The 16,467-nt window shown below is 55.6% G+C and carries 16 protein-coding genes and 1 pseudogene; 2 read left to right on the top strand and 15 right to left on the bottom strand.

Annotation, left to right across the window (positions count from 1 at the left end):
- Positions 1-27: 27 nt before the first annotated feature.
- On the bottom strand, positions 28-2,526 hold the full coding sequence (locus ACRER8_RS12350; protein ID WP_431746544.1) for a DUF4214 domain-containing protein: 2,499 nt from the start codon (positions 2,524-2,526) through the stop codon (positions 28-30).
- A gap of 304 nt (positions 2,527-2,830) precedes the next feature.
- Between ACRER8_RS12350 and ACRER8_RS12345 the strand changes: the two are divergent.
- A pseudogene (locus tag ACRER8_RS12345) lies at positions 2,831-3,112 on the top strand (SOS response-associated peptidase family protein); the annotation flags it as partial.
- A 28-nt stretch (positions 3,113-3,140) separates the two neighbouring features.
- On the opposite strand, the gene ACRER8_RS12340 reads toward ACRER8_RS12345, so the two are convergent.
- Genes ACRER8_RS12340 through ACRER8_RS12330 form a run of 3 tightly spaced genes read right to left on the bottom strand, consistent with a single transcriptional unit; the run spans position 3,141 to position 4,417 of the window.
- On the bottom strand, positions 3,141-3,401 hold the full coding sequence (locus tag ACRER8_RS12340; RefSeq protein ID WP_431746571.1) for a hypothetical protein: 261 nt from the start codon (positions 3,399-3,401) through the stop codon (positions 3,141-3,143).
- Positions 3,398-4,009, bottom strand: a complete 612-nt coding sequence (locus ACRER8_RS12335) for a glycoside hydrolase family 19 protein (RefSeq protein WP_431746543.1) — start codon at positions 4,007-4,009, stop codon at positions 3,398-3,400. The genes ACRER8_RS12340 and ACRER8_RS12335 overlap by 4 nt, the downstream gene beginning before the upstream one ends.
- A gap of 3 nt (positions 4,010-4,012) precedes the next feature.
- Complete coding sequence (locus tag ACRER8_RS12330) at positions 4,013-4,417, bottom strand: DUF1353 domain-containing protein (RefSeq protein ID WP_431746542.1); 405 nt, start codon at positions 4,415-4,417, stop codon at positions 4,013-4,015.
- Between the two features lie 106 nt (positions 4,418-4,523).
- On the opposite strand from ACRER8_RS12330, the gene ACRER8_RS12325 reads away from it, so the two are divergent.
- Entirely contained in the window at positions 4,524-5,747 is a 1,224-nt protein-coding gene (locus ACRER8_RS12325) for a DUF4214 domain-containing protein (protein WP_431746541.1), read from the top strand.
- Positions 5,748-5,772: 25 nt separating this feature from the next.
- Here the strand turns inward: ACRER8_RS12325 and ACRER8_RS12320 are convergent, their stop codons facing one another.
- The 11 genes from ACRER8_RS12320 to ACRER8_RS12270 all read right to left on the bottom strand — a co-directional run bounded on the left by ACRER8_RS12320 (position 5,773) and on the right by ACRER8_RS12270 (position 16,466).
- Positions 5,773-6,396: a DUF4376 domain-containing protein gene (locus ACRER8_RS12320; RefSeq protein WP_431746540.1), complete on the bottom strand. Its 624-nt coding sequence runs from the start codon at positions 6,394-6,396 to the stop codon at positions 5,773-5,775.
- A complete protein-coding gene (locus ACRER8_RS12315; protein ID WP_431746539.1) occupies positions 6,396-7,550 on the bottom strand; it encodes a hypothetical protein in 1,155 nt (384 codons plus the stop codon). Before ACRER8_RS12315 ends, ACRER8_RS12320 begins: the two co-directional genes overlap by 1 nt.
- Entirely contained in the window at positions 7,550-7,930 is a 381-nt protein-coding gene (locus ACRER8_RS12310) for a hypothetical protein (protein WP_431746538.1), read from the bottom strand. The genes ACRER8_RS12315 and ACRER8_RS12310 overlap by 1 nt, the downstream gene beginning before the upstream one ends.
- Positions 7,931-7,939: 9 nt before the next feature.
- The gene (locus ACRER8_RS12305; protein ID WP_431746537.1) at positions 7,940-8,335 is read right to left on the bottom strand and encodes a hypothetical protein; all 396 of its coding nucleotides are present in this window, start codon (positions 8,333-8,335) and stop codon (positions 7,940-7,942) included.
- Positions 8,335-9,258: a hypothetical protein gene (locus tag ACRER8_RS12300; RefSeq protein WP_431746536.1), complete on the bottom strand. Its 924-nt coding sequence runs from the start codon at positions 9,256-9,258 to the stop codon at positions 8,335-8,337. Before ACRER8_RS12300 ends, ACRER8_RS12305 begins: the two co-directional genes overlap by 1 nt.
- Positions 9,255-14,090 carry a tape measure protein gene (locus tag ACRER8_RS12295; protein ID WP_431746535.1) on the bottom strand — a complete coding sequence of 1,612 codons (4,836 nt, stop codon included), beginning with the start codon at positions 14,088-14,090 and terminating at the stop codon, positions 9,255-9,257. The genes ACRER8_RS12300 and ACRER8_RS12295 overlap by 4 nt, the downstream gene beginning before the upstream one ends.
- Positions 14,091-14,367: 277 nt before the next feature.
- Positions 14,368-14,514 (bottom strand): hypothetical protein, encoded by a 147-nt coding sequence (locus ACRER8_RS12290; RefSeq protein ID WP_431746534.1) that lies wholly within the window; start codon positions 14,512-14,514, stop codon positions 14,368-14,370.
- Between the two features lie 107 nt (positions 14,515-14,621).
- Entirely contained in the window at positions 14,622-14,972 is a 351-nt protein-coding gene (locus ACRER8_RS12285) for a hypothetical protein (protein WP_431746533.1), read from the bottom strand.
- A 74-nt stretch (positions 14,973-15,046) separates the two neighbouring features.
- Positions 15,047-15,532 (bottom strand): phage tail tube protein, encoded by a 486-nt coding sequence (locus ACRER8_RS12280; protein ID WP_431746532.1) that lies wholly within the window; start codon positions 15,530-15,532, stop codon positions 15,047-15,049.
- 54 nt (positions 15,533-15,586) lie between these two features.
- Positions 15,587-15,970, bottom strand: coding sequence for a DUF3168 domain-containing protein (locus ACRER8_RS12275; protein WP_431746531.1), 384 nt, complete (start codon positions 15,968-15,970; stop codon positions 15,587-15,589).
- A complete protein-coding gene (locus ACRER8_RS12270; RefSeq protein ID WP_431746530.1) occupies positions 15,963-16,466 on the bottom strand; it encodes an HK97-gp10 family putative phage morphogenesis protein in 504 nt (167 codons plus the stop codon). The genes ACRER8_RS12275 and ACRER8_RS12270 overlap by 8 nt, the downstream gene beginning before the upstream one ends.
- Between the last annotated feature and the right edge of the window lies 1 nt (position 16,467).

Raw genomic sequence — 16,467 nt, 5'->3', positions numbered from 1 at the left:
CAGCTTGGTTGCCCAAGTTAATCGAGCTTAGGCTGGGAGGTCGTGCACATTTACGCTGCTCAACGTGTCTTGCCCGGTTAGCTGGATAAGAACGTCGCCCGTAGTTAGTCCTGCATCGGCGAGATCGCCGTACACATACGTATTGCCATCAAGAGTGAACTTAGCAAAGTTCGTATGGCCGACCACGTCCGAGCCCAATAAAGCTGCAACGCTGCTCACCGCATCGTAAATGGTGCTTCTTGCATTCACTACAGCATCAACCGCGGTTTGCTCAGTGAAACCATCGAAGCCTCTGATCGACAGGGTGTCGCCCGACGCGAAATCCTGAATTGTGATCAATGACTCTACGATATTTTCGGACGTAAAGCCTGCCTGGATGTTCCCGTTTGTCAACGCGAAGGTATCATTGCCGTCGCCCAACTTAACGGTCACTGCGACGGGAGTTCCGCCGCTACCGTAGATTAGCGAGAGAGTGTCGTTGCCTGCCCCCCCATCCAAGGTCAGCGTTGGAGAGGTCAAGAAATCGGCATAAATGGTTGTATTGTCGTTACCGCTACCACCAATAGAAGTCTCCAGCTTCAAATCGATGCCACCGAGAATTGTAGTCAGGTCACCGGTAGATTTGCTCGCGTCAGAGGTAACGATGTTGCCAGCAGCTTGATCGTTGAAATCGATATACGTGTTGCTTGTGAGTGCCAGATCAAGTCTGTCGACTTTCTCAGTCCCCTCAGTCAGCCGCAGGCTCAGCACGCCGTCCGTGTCTTCGTCAAAAGCTTTCACTGATCCGCTGACACTGATAGTAGTCACATCATCACCGCCGATACGAAATTCCGTACCTACTCCACTGTCTGCGCCAACTCCCGCAGGCGTGTCGCCTGACGCGACATCCACCAGATTCATGTGTGCCGTGGTTCCGGTGAAGGTTGCGGATGCGTGGCCGCCACTGTCAACGTCGCGGAATTCGGCCACTTGGTCGTTAGTCAGGCCTTCAATTTTGCCTGCACCATTCAGTCGTAGCGTGGTGAAATCATTGCCGAGCAACGAAGCAACATACGTCGTGTCCTCGCTCGCGTCAGTGATCTCCAGTGTCTGGAAATTACTTACAGTGTTTGCGCCGAGGCTCTTCGTTTCAGCGTCATGCCAATTTTTATAGGTGAAGTCGTTCAATTCAAGCGTATTGTGTCCTCCTCCGCCGTCTATGGAGGCTGCACCCGCCCACGGGTAATTGCCTGTGCCGTCGCTATTGTGCAACTTTAATGTATCGTTGCCGCTGCCAAACTCGATAGACCACTTATAGCGATTTTCAGCAGGGGTTCCGCTTCCGGTATAAACCAACGCATCCAGATGCACATCACCTATCAAATCGACGGAACTAAATTGAGTAGCTGGGCTACCAAAATACAAGGTGCCTAGGTCTAGATCTCCCTTGCCCTCCACAGTGACGTTCGCCAAGGCGTAACCAATAGGAGCTAAGCCTATACCGTTACCCAGATCAAGTTCATTCTCACCTGTAACCTTGATTGTCAGGTTTTTATAAGTCGTGTCGTCCGCTCCTGCCGCATGGACCAGCACATTAGTGGCCTTGTCGTTGGGTAGCGATACATTCGAATTGTTTAGTGTGAAATGCGCGTCCGTTACGGTTTTGTCTGTTGACGTTAATACGTAATTCTTATTGGCGACGTTAAGATCGAGCTTCCCGTTCCCATCAATGGTGAACGCAGGAGGTGTAGGTACATCGCCGCCTGTCGATGGCGTGGCGGCTATGACAGCTTCGTTTGCAAGAGTCTCGGGGTTGTCTAGTGCAGCGCTATTGGTTGCGGCATTGGTCACGGTAGTCGTGATGTTGGTCAGTAGGACGCTGAGATCGGTCGTGCCGGTGGTCTGGTTCGCCACAGCGGTCAGATAGCTGGCCAGGTCGCCCACTTCACCAGGAGCTTTGGCATTCAGATTGATAATACTGTCGAACGTTTTTGATAGCAGATTAATCAAGCCTGGGGTCAAGTCAGCATCGGTGTTCGGTGCCAACTTGATTACCGCCTGAACAGCTGTCAGCGTATCCGGGTTGCTATTGACGGAAGCGACGACTTTAGTGGCCAAAGTGAGGTCGTTAAGCCCCCTGTCCGCAAAGGCTACACCGGCGGCAGCTTTATTGTTCAGAGTAGCTGCGTCCAGTACGCCTTGGGGAGATGAGTTCGCCTTGGCGCCATTGATGAGGGCAGCCAGGAACACACCACGATCTACACTGTTGTTGGCCAACTGATCTTGCCAATAAGCGAGACCGTCGACATCTGGGCCGCGGCCGAGAGTGTCCTGATAGATTTGCGCAATAAAATCGGCGTCAGTCAGTGTGGAGGGATATTTGGCGAGACCTTCAGCCTGCTCCGAAATCCAGTTCTTGGAGATTTCTTCCACGGTCAGTGGTCCGTTATCGAGTTGGTCTACCCAATAAGTCAAACCGCTTGAATCGGGGGCGCGGTTGAAGAAAGAGACATACAACTCGGCCAGTTTAGTCTGAGAAATGGTCATGCTTATTCCTTGATTAATACCATCCTAAGAATGGTAACGGGTAAATCCATATGACCGGCGCTGGAGACGTAGCCCCGTAGCCAGCAAGCATTGATGCAGAACAGAGCAAAAACTGTACAAAGCTTAGGCCATCACAGTCGAAAAAGCTGTACAAGCGATCCCACATGCTGATTGTTTCTTGCAGGATTTTTGACTACTGCAACGAGCCGAAGTAAACCCGTGAGTCATTTTTTATGCTGCATCGGTTCACATTTTTAATGAGATAAATGGCAAATAGCTATAAAAATTTTATTCACCGCAACGGGTGCCGCCTGGCTTCGACGCCGTTCCCCTTGGGCGATACAACATCACGCCGACGAAATCAGTAGGGATTTTTCGAAGTGACTACACGGGCCTGCACATCGACAAGATCCGCTGGGGACGGGCGCCCTTTTGGGCGAGGGGGAAAAGAGCCGATCCAATAAACGCTCAGGTGGAGACAGTGACCACGGGCAAGTTCTTCAAACAGGTCTGGCCGAAGGGCTGCGTGATCATCGCGGTTGACGGGTGGTACGAGTGGGTGAAGGACGGCAACGCGACGCAGAGATTCGTTCTTCAAGATCATCAGCTTTCTGCTACGCGTATTTGGCATCGCTGGCAGCGGCGCGAGATTCGGCTTCCTGCTGCTTGGCAAGCTCATCGCGAGCCTGCGCGGACGAGGCATTGGCGATCAGCGTCCGGTCAGCTTGGGAACTCGCTTCGTTGGTGGCGATTACCTTTCTGTAAGCGTTGGCCTGCCAGAACCAGGCGGCGGCGAATGAGCCAGCGCACAGGACGATGATCAGCATCACCACACTCCATGCCCATACCGGGATAAGCTTCAGGGCGGCGATCACACCAGCACCTTCAACGCGCGGTCATAAATCGCTGCGCGATCGGCATAACCGATCAGCCCGCCGTTAATCTTGCGGGTAATCCCCTGCAGGTCGCCGGTATCCGCCAGCGAGTTCAGGCCATTGGCGGACCAGAACCACGCGGCGGACATGGCGGCATGCTGAGGCTGCTCAAGCAGTTCGGGCGATGCGATCAGATCCAGTCCCAGCGCGTCGCCGCATATGCGGTAGTTGTCCTTGCCGGTGATCTGAATCAGTCCCCGGCCTCGGTACTTCCAGCCGTCACCGCTGGCGGGAGCGGCATTGCCCATCCGAGAGGCGTAAGCGATGTTGGCGATCTGATCGGGCTTGCGGGCGCACTCGGCGGCCAGGGATTCGCTAAATCGACTCGGCCATGTCTTGCGCAGTGCATCGGCGCTGTAGTTCAGGTTCTCTACCAGCACCGTCAGCTGGGCAGACTCATGCCCGACCTGGGCAATGAAGGCCGCGATACGCGCCGGTGTAACGATCTGGTACTTGCCCATGGCGGTATTCAGCACAGGCACAAAAACGCCCGCGACTTGGCGGGCGTTCGGAAGGATCAGCAGCAGCTGCTGCGCGTTGATCGGCATTTGTCAGTCTCCAGACGAAGAAAACCCCGAACTGGTCGGGGTCTGTGTGTATTGCTTGGCGCCGCCTATTCGGATACCGGCCCACATGAGCCACGCTCTCCAACGAGCAACGCCCTCGGCACGTAACGCCCGGTACAACACTGCGTCCGCCTCCTTGCGCGTGACCTGCCCATAGCTATAAAGGAAGTCGTGCACGGTCGCGGCATAGTTACCGTACCCGGACACCAGAGCGAATAAAACGAACAAAAAGGCGTTGTGAAGCATCTTTATGCTCGCAAAATCGGTCTTAAAGCCCTGTGGCACAGTTATCGCGCCGAGCCCCTCGTCGGCCAGCACCAGTTCGGCGAGCAGGATGTGCGTCCACTTGCCGACCTGCTCTGTTTTAAGAGTTGTGATGAAGCGACTCATGAGCATTCCTCAATGTACGAAAATGTATCCGTTGTGATATCAAACTGGTATAACGCCAATTTTCGGGCGTCATAGACACGCCCTCGCATCGATCAAGGAGGTTGAAGTGGCTACGGGAGATATACGGATTGACGCACTGGTGGAAGCCAATTATCGGACGTTGGCGACCTACCATCCGCTGGGAACCTCAGCAAATATCACCTACAGTTTTAGCGGATATAGTCCCCAGCAGATGCAGACCGTGACGGAAATGCTCGCTGAAGTATCCGCGCAAATTGGCGTGAACTTTCACCAGGTCGACCAAGGCGGGCTCCTAACCTACAAGTTTTACACAGATGGTCCGAAACTAGCTGATGGCTCGCCTAGCACCGGCTACATGCAGATAAATTCAGATGGCTCGGGCGCGACGGTCTATTTAAATTCAACCGTTACCGCGATACAGAATCTCGGGAGTGGATACGGCCGTCAGGTTGCGTTGCATGAGACTGGCCATGCCCTAGGCTTGAAGCATCCCGGAAACTACAGTTCTGACGATGTGGGACCTTATCTGCCTATAGAGCAGGCCTCAGCAAGCCATACCATAATGGCCTACAACGGAGGCAACACCGAGCACTTCGGTGATTATGACTTGCTGGCTCTTAATTACCTATGGGGAGCACCTGGGGCACCCTTGGGCCAAGGAAGCACGATACCTGTGGGACCTGCTTTCACTTCGGGAAGCTATTTCAATGACGTTTTCACATTGGATGCAAGCACGCTTTCCGGCTCTATAAGAGTGGACGGGTTGGCCGGGATCGACACGCTAAAGATAAACGCCAACTCAACACAGGCATACATTCAGCCCGGGCTCAAAGAAATTGGCTACGCCAAACAAGACGGCACGTTCGCTGGCATATTTTTGGACGGTGTCGAGCGTATCCAATTCAACGATAAGTCTGTCGCTCTGGACGTTGATGGAAACGCAGGCTTGGCCTATCGCTTGTACAAGGCTGCTTTTGATCGGACGCCAGACAAAGCTGGATTGGGCTACTGGATAGATGAGCTGGATCACGGCGTATTGCTGCAAGACGTCGCCCAAAGCTTTGTTTCGAGCAACGAATTTCAAGCTCTAAATGGTACCAACCCGACTAACCTTCAGCTCGCATCCAGTCTTTACGAGCACGTCCTTGGCCGAGCTCCGGATCAGGCTGGGCTGAACTACTGGGTTGAGCAACTGGACAGCCATGTTCTAAAGCCAAATGAGCTACTGGCTAGTTTCTCCGAATCAGCAGAGAACAAGATTGCTCTGACCGGGCAAATCCAAGATGGCATAGAATACACGCCGGTCTAAGCCTGCGTAGAGATGGGCTGGGTCGTCATGTTGGCCAGCCCTCTTCCAACATCTCGGCGGTGATCGTTCCGTCGGCCACAGCATCGAGCAGCGCTGACTCGCGGTCGAAACATGCCTGAACGAACGCACGGATGGCCGACGCCACGGCAATGATCTGCGAACCAGTCAGCTCCACGAATCCCGACAGGGTCTTCCAGCGCAGCACGTAGTCAGCGTCGAGCATTGCGGCCAATGCAGCGCCTGTGATCAGGCCCTGACTGTCGCGTCCAGTGTCGATCGGCATGCCCTCGATGGTGGTGCCCGATACTTCAGCCTGATACCGCCGATCAGCGATGCGTTGCGCCCAGTCGGCTTTGATCTGCGCATCGCGATCCGCCTTTTCCTTGGCAGTCATGTTGACCTGCTTGTGGGTAACGATCACCACCTTGCGATCAGCGTCCAGGGTCAGGACCTCAGCGCCCCACTTCTTGTTCGTGCCCAGTTCGCCGTCAGCGTTTTCTTCGGGCCACCATGCGGAGTCCTGCACTCCCAGTGATGGATCAGTCCAGGACAGATCTGCGAGAGCAGCAAGCGCCTCGGGGGTTCCGGATTTGTCGAGGAAATCAGGTACTGGCTCTCGAAAGGCCTTACCGTTTTCGATCTTAACCATTATGAAACCCTCACGAATACTGTTTTATCAGGGTCCAGTGCTTGGACGTTGGGAAGGTTGAAGTTGGTAGGAGGTAGAAGATTTACGCGAGCAGCCAGATTAGACGAAAAAGTTGACAGTAATACCATGAAACCTCCGCCTGTTGCCGCCGACCGGATGTATCCTTCTGCCGGTAAATTGAATGTTCCCCCTGTACCGTTAGCATGATCGATATTAGTTATTGCTGTTCCACTAGCCCTGAAGATAAAGAATCTGCCGTTAGCAAACGTCGCTAACCAAAAAGGAACAGAAAAATAACTTCCGCTGGGGACCCAATTTATGCCATCCCATGAATAGTTAACTACGGGGGATGTAGTGCTTGCTACAGCTATAAAAAACCCATTACCGTAGGTGACTGATTTCCATCCTTGCGATGCGGTAAATGGAGATAGTGACCATGTAACGCCATCAACGGTTCCGGCACTAACGGCAGTGATGCTTGTCCTATCTAAAACTACAAACCTACCCGAACCGTATGCGATAGCTGCGTCGCCGCTAGACAAGCCTGTTAAGTTGCTGCTACCCGTCCAAGTAAGACCGTCCAGTGAATATGCAGCCCAATTCGTACCATTCCCTCCGAATGCTACGAATCTTCCCCCTCCGTAAGCTACGCATGACCAATTGGCGGCAGAAGGCATTGTCCGCTTTGTCCACGCCATGCCGTCTATGGATGAAACGCCGAAGGCCACACCGGTCGCGATAGCGACAAAGATTCCCCCGCCATAGGTGATACAGGTGTATGTAGCAGCCGGTAACGCGCCTCCTGCTTGCCAAGTAGCGCCGAAATCTGAAGATACGGAAGTTAAGCCCGTATCGCTGATAGCGATAAACAACCCATTGCCATAAGCGACACTGACCCAGTTTGACATACTCGGCAGTGAAACTGTCGTGAACAAGTTGGTTGTAACCGCCTGCGTATACGCATCACCGATTGCGTTATACAGGGCTGAGTAGTTCGCCTTTAGCAGACTGCGGCCGTCCGCGGGAAGCTCATTTGCCGCGGCCGCACCAACATGCGCAACAATAGACCCAATGGCCGAAGAGGGTCCTGACGCATGGCGCGGGATGCCCAACGGATTCCCAAGCGGGTTGCCTAAAGGATTACCGTAAGCCATTAGTAGTCCTTCCATGTGGCGGAGAAAGTGACGCCAGCCGCTTGAGCCACGAGCAGCGTGACGTCGAGCGTTTCGTTGGGCCCCAGTTCAAGAGGTGTGGCTGGCGTGATATCGAACGCGACCTGAGGCAGCTTCGCGGTCAGCGCCGATGTGTACGCAGGCAGGGTTTCAGATCGAATAACCCTTCCGGCCTTGTTCACATTGATGCCGCTTGCGGTAACAGTGCCCTTTGGCGTTGCCCGAATGCTGGTCACGACGCAACCGCTGGCCCCGGCAGTAACCAGAACCGTGCCTGCCGTGCCCACCGCCGTCGCAGCTGTCAGGTCTACAGCGTTCGTCTTGGGTGTCTGAGCAAATGGTGCAGTGAAAGTATTAGCCATGATGGTTCCTTAAAATGAGAGCGCGACGGCGTGCAGAAGCGCGAGGTTTCCGATTGATCCTGAAGCAGATTCGGCGGCGAGCGCGGAAGCGGCAGCGTTCTCTGCCTGAACTTTTGCCTTTGAGACTTCCGCGGCGGCCTTTGTGACCTCCGCCGCAGCATCTTCCACGTAGTGGCCGAGAGTGGTATCAACGGCTTCGGCTCGATCTGCTGCTTGGCCCGCGTAGAGGGCGTCCTCGTGCACTTGTTGAACCGCCGCATTAATGCCGGGGATGACTTCCTCATTCATCTCGTTTGTGAAAGTGACCTGGGCGGTCAGGGATGTCCCGGCATGTTCGTCGAACACATCTTCCGAATCGGTCGGCAACGGCGGAGACGGCATAGGGGTAAGCGGCTGGATAGCCATTAGCTGAGGCTCCTTACTTTGAGTGTGTATTTGCCGAAGTTGTAAGTCGGAAGAGCAGTATCAAAGTCGTCAAATATCCCAACTATGATCGTGTAACTCAGTTCGCTAGATCCCACGAAAAGAGCCGGAGTGTCGTCCACGTCATCGAGAACGCGCTGTGTACTAGATATCTCGTCGTCGTCGAGAAGCACCACCTGAAAATCAATTGACCGGCGACGACCGCGCTTGGTCATGGTTACGCTTCCGTCGAATTCTTCCTTGATGGTCGAGTACTTCTTGCGTCCGAAGGATGTGTCATAGACTGCAGTGCCGAGGTTTTTCGCCCATCCAATAACCATCATTCCCACCTGAGCGGTCCCACCGGGAGCGCTAATGATCACGCGGATGTCGGCATTATTGATGGGCGGCAAATTGAACTCGGCCAGGTTATCCTTGGTAGTAAATGGACCGAAGTAATACTGGTACCAGCTACCACCGGCTTTCCTAGACATGGCAAACGTTTTGTCATAAACAGCGTCTGCGACACCTGGAACCGTCATCACAATCCGCACCGACGAGGCCCTGACACCAACTAACCCAATAGCGTTGATCCGCTTACCGGGACGAATCGTCAAATCGATACTTTCCGGACTGGAAGTAAAGGTGCCGATCTGCCAGGTGTTACCAATGTTCTTATTGAACATCCGGTATTTGTTCACCCAGCCTATCGCCTGCCATGCCGCCGGTGTCGCTGTATCAGTCACCGGATGCCTATTCGTATTGGCGACCAGCGCTTGATAATTGATGAGATCAATCGTCACATAGTCCCCGATGTTATACGCCGCGGTACTTGAGTACGCCGGATAATCCATATCCGGCAACGCATTAGCGATCATGATGGCCGGGGTTATTTTGATCCCGGGTACCACTTTCATTTGACTCATGCCGACACCGCCTTAGTCGAAACTGTGCCGTGGATTTGAACGCCGTTTGCGATATCGTCTGTATTGTCGGCGGTCTCTTTGATGTATTTGCTGATGTACTCGAAGTTGGCTTTCATCTCGCTGCGCAATCCTCGCAACTCGGAAACCGTTGCCGCGTCGCCACCAGAGCTACTTCCAGACGGCGAGCCTCTGCCAGCAAAGACCTGGCTCGGCCCGGTAACGTCCAGCACCGGCCCGCCGACCGCGAACGCTGGAATCTGCAACCCATTCATTTGGCTGAGCAGATCTGGACCGAACATACGGACCGCATCGGCATTCATGACGAACTCGCCGTTTGAAAGACGAGCCAGAATGCTGTCACTGGTGCCGGTGCCAGGACCGGAGATCAGGCCGCCAGTGGCATAGCCTGGTGCAACGACAGCCTGTCCTTTCTCTCGTGCCGCATTGGCAACAGCTTGAGCGAGTTGGTCGTAAGCGATGTGTCCATTGGCCAACTCGCCCAGCCAGTAATTTCTGCCCGCTGCGTCTGCGTCCCGGCCGAGGATCGACTGGTAAACCGAATCGATGATCGTGCCGTTGTTCTGTGCGGTATTGGCAGCCGCACTTCCTGCGCCGGTCCGTGGCAGCGCCGATAACGCTGCAACTACGGCGGCATTCATCGCATTGACGGCCGCCGTTACGCCCAGAATGGAGTTATCGACGCCGTTCAATGCGTCCAACTGTGACTGGGCGTACGCCAACTGGGCATCGAATTGCGCCATCTGGGCGTCATATGCCTTTTTGGCCTGATCCAATTGGTCCTGCAGCGTCTTGACCGTTTGCTGGGCGCTGGTGAGCTGCTTGCCGTTCAGCGCGTTGAGCTCGGCCACGACGTTGGCTGTACGGCCTTGGTCGCGGTTGAAGTCTTCGAGCGAGGCATACAGATCGGTGCTGTTATTGCTCACTGTATCCAGCGCGTCGCTGAGACCAGCAAACCCCGCCAGCGAACCGCCAGCCTTGGCAGTCGCGAGCGCGCTTTGCAGGGTTGCCGTAGCTTGGGCGCGCAGCATCTTCACCGCATCGTCCGAATCCCCTCGCAGCGCCTTGAGCGCCGAACTCAGATCATTGCTCACACCGGTTAGGTCGCTGACATTGGTGTTCGCCGTGCTGAGCATGTCGTTCAGCGAGGTGGTCAGTGCGTTATAGGCGTCCGAGGCCATTTTCTGCTGCGCCGTGATAGACCGTTGCACGGCGCTGAAAGCGCTGGATGCATTGCCCATCAGTCCATCAATGATTTTCTGCGCTGCGTCCGCTGCCGCCTGCTCCGCGTCCTTCGCCTTCTGCTCGAGTGTCGAGTAGTAGGACTTGGCATTGGTGGCCAGGCCCATCATCGTGGCAAACATCGCCTGACCGGCAGCGGTCGTCACATCAATGTCTTCGACCATGTCGCGGTAGGCAGGACGGTTGTCAGGAAGCTCAAGCCCAAACCCTGCGAATGCATCCTGCAGGCTTTTGGTCAGGTCAGCGAACTGCTCATCAGCGGTGAAGAACGCCTGATAGTAGGTGCCGACGGCAGTGTTGAGCGCATCGACCTTTTCCTTGGCCGTAGCCGTGGCGGTGTCGAGATCCGACATCGCACCGACCATGTTCAGGATCGAGTCGGACGCCTGAAGCCCGGTGTCATCGAGCTTGAGGTTGTTGACGTTGATCAGCGACAGCGCATCGTTCACCCCATTGAAGCGAGTGAATACGCCCTCGATCGCCTTGATCACCTCGTCGGCCGTCGTGTCCCAGCTGTTCGCGAAGTCAGTGAACTGAGCCTTGAAGTAGTCAGGCAACGACTTCGAACTGACGATCGCCTTCGCGAGGAAGGTGCCCATGATGTCGTCATAGTCAGCAGTGAGCGCCGCGGCAATGTCATCGGCCTTGAACTGCTGTTTGCCGGTGATGACCGAGCCATCGTCCAGCTGTGCGCCGAAGGTGGTCGAGTACTTGCCGGAGGTCTTGCGCTGCTGCAGCGTGTTGTACGCCACCACATCGGCACCATTGCCGAGAGTGTCGTACAGCATCCCCAGGGTCGTACTGAACTTGTTCAGCGTTGAAGACATTTGCGCATCAGCGGCAGAGCCGTACTTTGGCGCGTTGGTCTGCCAGTTGGGAGCGATGCCGGTATCGGTGTACTGACCGTTGATATAGCGGCCGGTAGCCGATGTACTGAGGTCCGGGTATTTCTCGCCGCTGCCGAACAGCTTGCCAGCGCCCAATGAACCAAGGGTGGCGCCGATAGCAAAACCTGCTGCCGTGCCCAGAGGGCCGACGAACGAGCCAATGTAGGCACCCGCCGCCGCCATACCACCGGACACCGCACCACCTTTAAGCCCGTAATCTTGAAAAGATTGAAATATTGATACCGCGCCTTGGACATAACCCAACACACTTCCTAAAGTCGCTAAGCTACTGCTTAACGTGGAAGACGCCGCCGCACCGGTAAGCGAACCCCCTTGGGAAATACCCGTACCGAACTGTGCCGCAAAGTTTTCTGTACCGGTGGCCAAGGCTGAGGTAAGGCTTTGAGATACGCTTTCGGTAGTAATTTGCGCGACAGTCGCCGAACCTGTGCTAAAGGCACTGGTAATCGCAGATTGAACGTAATCCGCCCCACTGCTGAAAGCGTTCTGTAGCCCGCCGAGCACGCCATCGCCACTGTTCCAGCCCGACATGATCGATTCGCTGAACTTGCTGCCAGCTACCGACATGACATTCTTGGCAGTGTTCAGGTACGACATGATGCCGGTACCGCCGCCAGTCAGCCCGGACAGAATGCTGCCACCATCGCTCGCAGCCAAGCCGCCCACGCCCAGTGCCGACCCGATCTGCACAATGATCGGTTTGGTGATCGCCATATGCAGCATCTCGGCGAGGAACTGCCGGAAGCTGTTCTTGAGCGTGTCCATGAAATCGCCGGACTTGCTCAGCACCGACTCCCACATGTTCGCGAACGCTTCGTCGATGCGATCGACCGCGCCCTCGGTGAACTTGCCCCATTCAGTGGCCGCGTTTTTGTTTTGCTCGTACTCGACACCCAGGCGTTGTAGCGCAGCCTGATACTCGGCCGCGTGCTCCGGATAGAGCACCATCGCAGCATTCAACGATTTCTGATCTTCGGTGTAGTCCCTGAGTAACTTGGACTGCGGGTACAGGCGATCCATGATGGAACCCGCATCGCCGGCCTGCTTCGCAACTTTCACAGCATCCTGCTGCGCTTTTGTCGCATCGAGCAGTTGCTGATATTCCTTACTCCCGACCTCGATGTTCTTGCCGGCCAGCGCGACCTGCATCGCTTTCTCAACGTTGTACGCTTCCAGCGCGTCCGTACCCATCAGAGTGGCTTTGGCCTGGGCGATCAGGTCGGTGGTTTCTTGCTGCAGGTCGTAGGCTTGCTTGCTGACGGCGAGCCGATCCTGCGCATCCTGCATGTCGTTGATAGCTTTGGTGACTTTATCGCGCGCACCAGCACCGGTTTTGAGCAGCGCCTCCTCGACTTTCTGCTGCAGCGCGAAGTCGCGGGACTTGTCGGTGCCAGCCAAATAGGCAGCCGCCAGGCCTGTCGCGGACGCGATGGCGATATCGGATTGAGCCTTGAGATCGGCGAGGGCCTTGGCTTGGCTTTTCGCAAGGGCTGCTGCAGCATCAGCCGCAGCTTTCTGCGCTTTCTTTTCCTCGTCGGTCAGCGTTTTTACAGCGGCCGTGCGCTCGGTGCTGATGGTGCCCAGCGCCTTGTGTTGCTCCCGATAGGCATCACCAGCGGCCTTGCCTGTAGCAAGCAGCGCGTCACGCTCGGCAAAAATCCCATCAATCGTGTCGCTGCGCGCTTGGTCGTTGGCGGCCATCTGGGCGCGAGTCGAGTCATACGCGGCCGATGCCGCTTCCAGCCCTTGAGGCAGGGCCTTGAGATACGCGGTTGCAGCCTGCGCTTGGTTTAGGACGTTATCGATGAAATGAGCGACTTCAACCACCGCGATCTGGACAGCCGCGCGTAGGTTGATGGGCATCTGCGAGAACGCCTCGCCTATCGAAAATGAAGAATCTGTAGCATCGCCAACAAAGTCGTTAATCTGGTCCGCAAGCGAGGATATTTCTCCGGCGACGGTTTTGATCGCCGTCATCCAGTTTGTGAATCCCTCAATGGCGCCCGCCGTTACTTCCCCGTCAGCCAATACCGCAGATAAATCATCAATCACACCGGAAAACACACCCGTTGCGCCGGTGGCTCCGTTAATTTCGCCAACCACTGCCGAGAAATGATTCGACAGTTTCGTCAGTGAATCTCCTACGGTAGTAGGCATATCTTCGGCAAGCTTCGCGTTTTGAGCTTGCGCGGCAATCAGGGCGTCGACATAAACCTTAGTCTGAAGCTTGCCCTCGGCAGCCATTTGCTTGACCGCGGTTTCCGACTTGCCCATGCTTTTAGCGAGGTCGCCAACGGTGGTCGGAATGATTTCAAGAACAGCATTCCATTCGTCACCACCGAGCTTCCCTGTGATCATGGCCTTCGATAAGGCATCAATGGCCTGAGAGCCTTTTTCGGACGTAGCGGCATTGATTGTCAGAGCGCTGGATGCGCTGTCGATGAAATCAATGGTGTCTTTGGTTGAGTAGCCCAACTCCTTCATGGACTTGGAGCTGCGGATAAACAGCTCCTGCTGTTCCTCCAAAGGCTTGTAAGTCCGGTCGCTGATTTCCATCAACTGCTTCTGGACAGCGTTGTATTCAGCGGTGCTGCCAGTGACCATTTTCAAGCGGCTGGCCATCTGTCCATAGGCATCAGCCTGCTTGATAAATGATCCTACCATCCCCGCGCCAGCGGCTATCGCAAGGGCAGACTTGATAAGGTTTGCAGCTGACTGAGCGCTCTTCCCAGCTCGATCAAAGGCGCCATCCACCCCGGACAGGCTTTTATCGATCTTCTTACTAGTCCCAGCAACAGCATTGTCAGCAGTAGCAAGTTCACGACGAAGCTGCGCCGTTGTCGCTTCAATGCGAATCAACATGCCTTGAACGTCGGCATCAGCCATGTACTTTTCTCCGGGCGAAAAAAAACCGCACGAGGCGGTTCTGATAATCTGTGAGTCAGTCCTGCTTTCTACTCATTGCCGCAACCCGGAAGCCCATCCGGACCTCCTTCGCCACGATCTTTTTCGAGGGCTTGTCCTTGTCGCCACCCCCGCTGAAAGGATTGGTATCCATCAGGAACTGACGCTTCGAATCCCAGGCCATCACGATCTCGATGACGCAGGCGTTCCATGCCTCGCTTGGCGACCATCCGAGCCAGCCGGTGGCAATGTTGAACAGCTCATCAACGACCGTGAGATTTGGGTCGCGCTTTACTCGTTTCCCGACTCGGCCTGAGCCTCAAGTTCGGCCTCGGTTTTGCCGGCGGGATTCAGGAAACCGGTCAGGTACGGAATTACCTGGCTACCCACTTCGCCGAGGCCCGCCTCAAATACAGCTTCTTCGATAGGATCGACAGCGCCTTTCTTAGCCAGATTTACACCGGTGCCGATGGCGATGATGAAGCTGATGGCCGAAAGGTTGGCTGAGCCGACCGATTGCATCGCAGGCAGAATGCCGCCGAAACGACCCTCGATTGCCTTCATGGCCTTCAGGGTTGGTTTCAGAGTGAAGGTCTCTTCGCCGACGGTTACTTCAACGGTGCCGTGGTTGGTCTTGGACATGGATAATTCTCTTTATCGAAACGGAAGGGTGAGCCAGCGCTCCAGATTGGGAGCGCCGGGATGAAGCAGACCAATCAGTCGCCGGCGTCTTCTTCGGCATCGTCCTCGATGATGTCCGAGTTGATGCCCAGAGTGACGACGCGCTTCAGAACGTCACCAGTGGTGATGCCGGTCTTCTTGTTACCCATAACCTTGGCGGCGAAGTAGTCGACGTAGCCGTCTACATACTCAACCTTGATCGGGTAATCGAAGCGGCTTCGATCGTCATAGGCGGCGACCAGCGCCAGCTGACCAGCATCGCCGGCATCGAAGCCGATGGTAACGTCAGTCGTTCCGCCATCTTTCAGGCCTTTGAGGTGTTCGGCTCGGCCGGCGGCCAACGCGGCAAAAGACACGTCGGTGGTGGTGTCGCCGTAATCGCCAATGCTTTCGACTTCGCCAACTTCAACGTAGGTGATGGCTTTGAGCAGAGTAAGCGCGGCTGCGTGGTCGGTTGTCAGCTTCGCCGTTAGACGCGGGCCAATAGAAATCCGCGTTCCGGCGCCAGTATTTACAGGCATGGGTAGTCCTCCTGGGACAGGTGAAAAGCCGCAGCGCGGCGTGGATAAATCGAATTAGTGCTGGGTGATGATTCGGAGGGTGACGCTGCCCTGATACGTGATGCCGTCGGGCTCGCGATTGGTCTGCTTGCGCTCGACGCGTATCGACACAACCCGCCCGGTGGTGAGCGGCAACGGTCGTTCGTGGGTCGCTGCATCGATCTCGGCCATGAGGCGCTTTACTTCCTCCTGCCCTTTGAAGTCAGACCAAACCGACAGGTAGAACATCCGGACGTCGCGGCGGCTGGCCAGAAAGTCATCATTGCTGGAGATCTCGTAATCGAGCGAGACATACGGAAAATCGGCGTTCATCGGCACACTGTCGTAGATCGGACACGACACTTCAGCCTCAAGCCGGTCGAACAGCGCGACCTGCAGTGCGAAGGATGGATCAGCCATTGCCCAGTTCCTCGACTGCTCGTTTCAGCGTGTTGCTGACCGCATGGTTGATGCTGGCCAGGATGAACTCCTTGTTCACGTCATAGGCCGGGCGCAGCCAGGGATGTGCTGGGCGAGCCGGTATATCTGGGTACTTGCCGAAGAAGTGCGAGCCGTCCGATTTGTTCGTCACTCGCTTGTTGCGCCCGCCGGACCTTTTGCCTTCGGTGTACCCCTTGGTGCCGTACTCAATGAAGCGCAGATAGAAGAAACGCTGGTTGGCCTTCTTCCCGCGAAGCCCGATTTGCGCGTCCAAGCCGCTTTTCGATACGAATGCCGTCAACGCAGCAGCGCCCTCCCCCGTATCCTTCGGAACAAGTTCCTTCATTGTCGCCAAGAGCTTATCAGCCGCTACCTGCATGGCAGGTTTAAGCTCGTTGTCGAGCTGGGTATGGATGTTGCGAAGCGTCTTCCTCAGCTTGAAGTCGCCATCCAGACGCGAGCGGCGGGCGGCCATG

Source organism: Pseudomonas sp. (assembly GCF_050739935.1).
In the GTDB taxonomy this organism is placed as follows: domain Bacteria; phylum Pseudomonadota; class Gammaproteobacteria; order Pseudomonadales; family Pseudomonadaceae; genus Aquipseudomonas.
The sequence above is the reverse complement of the archived record's forward strand: the minus strand, read 5'-3'. Positions and strand labels throughout refer to the sequence as shown.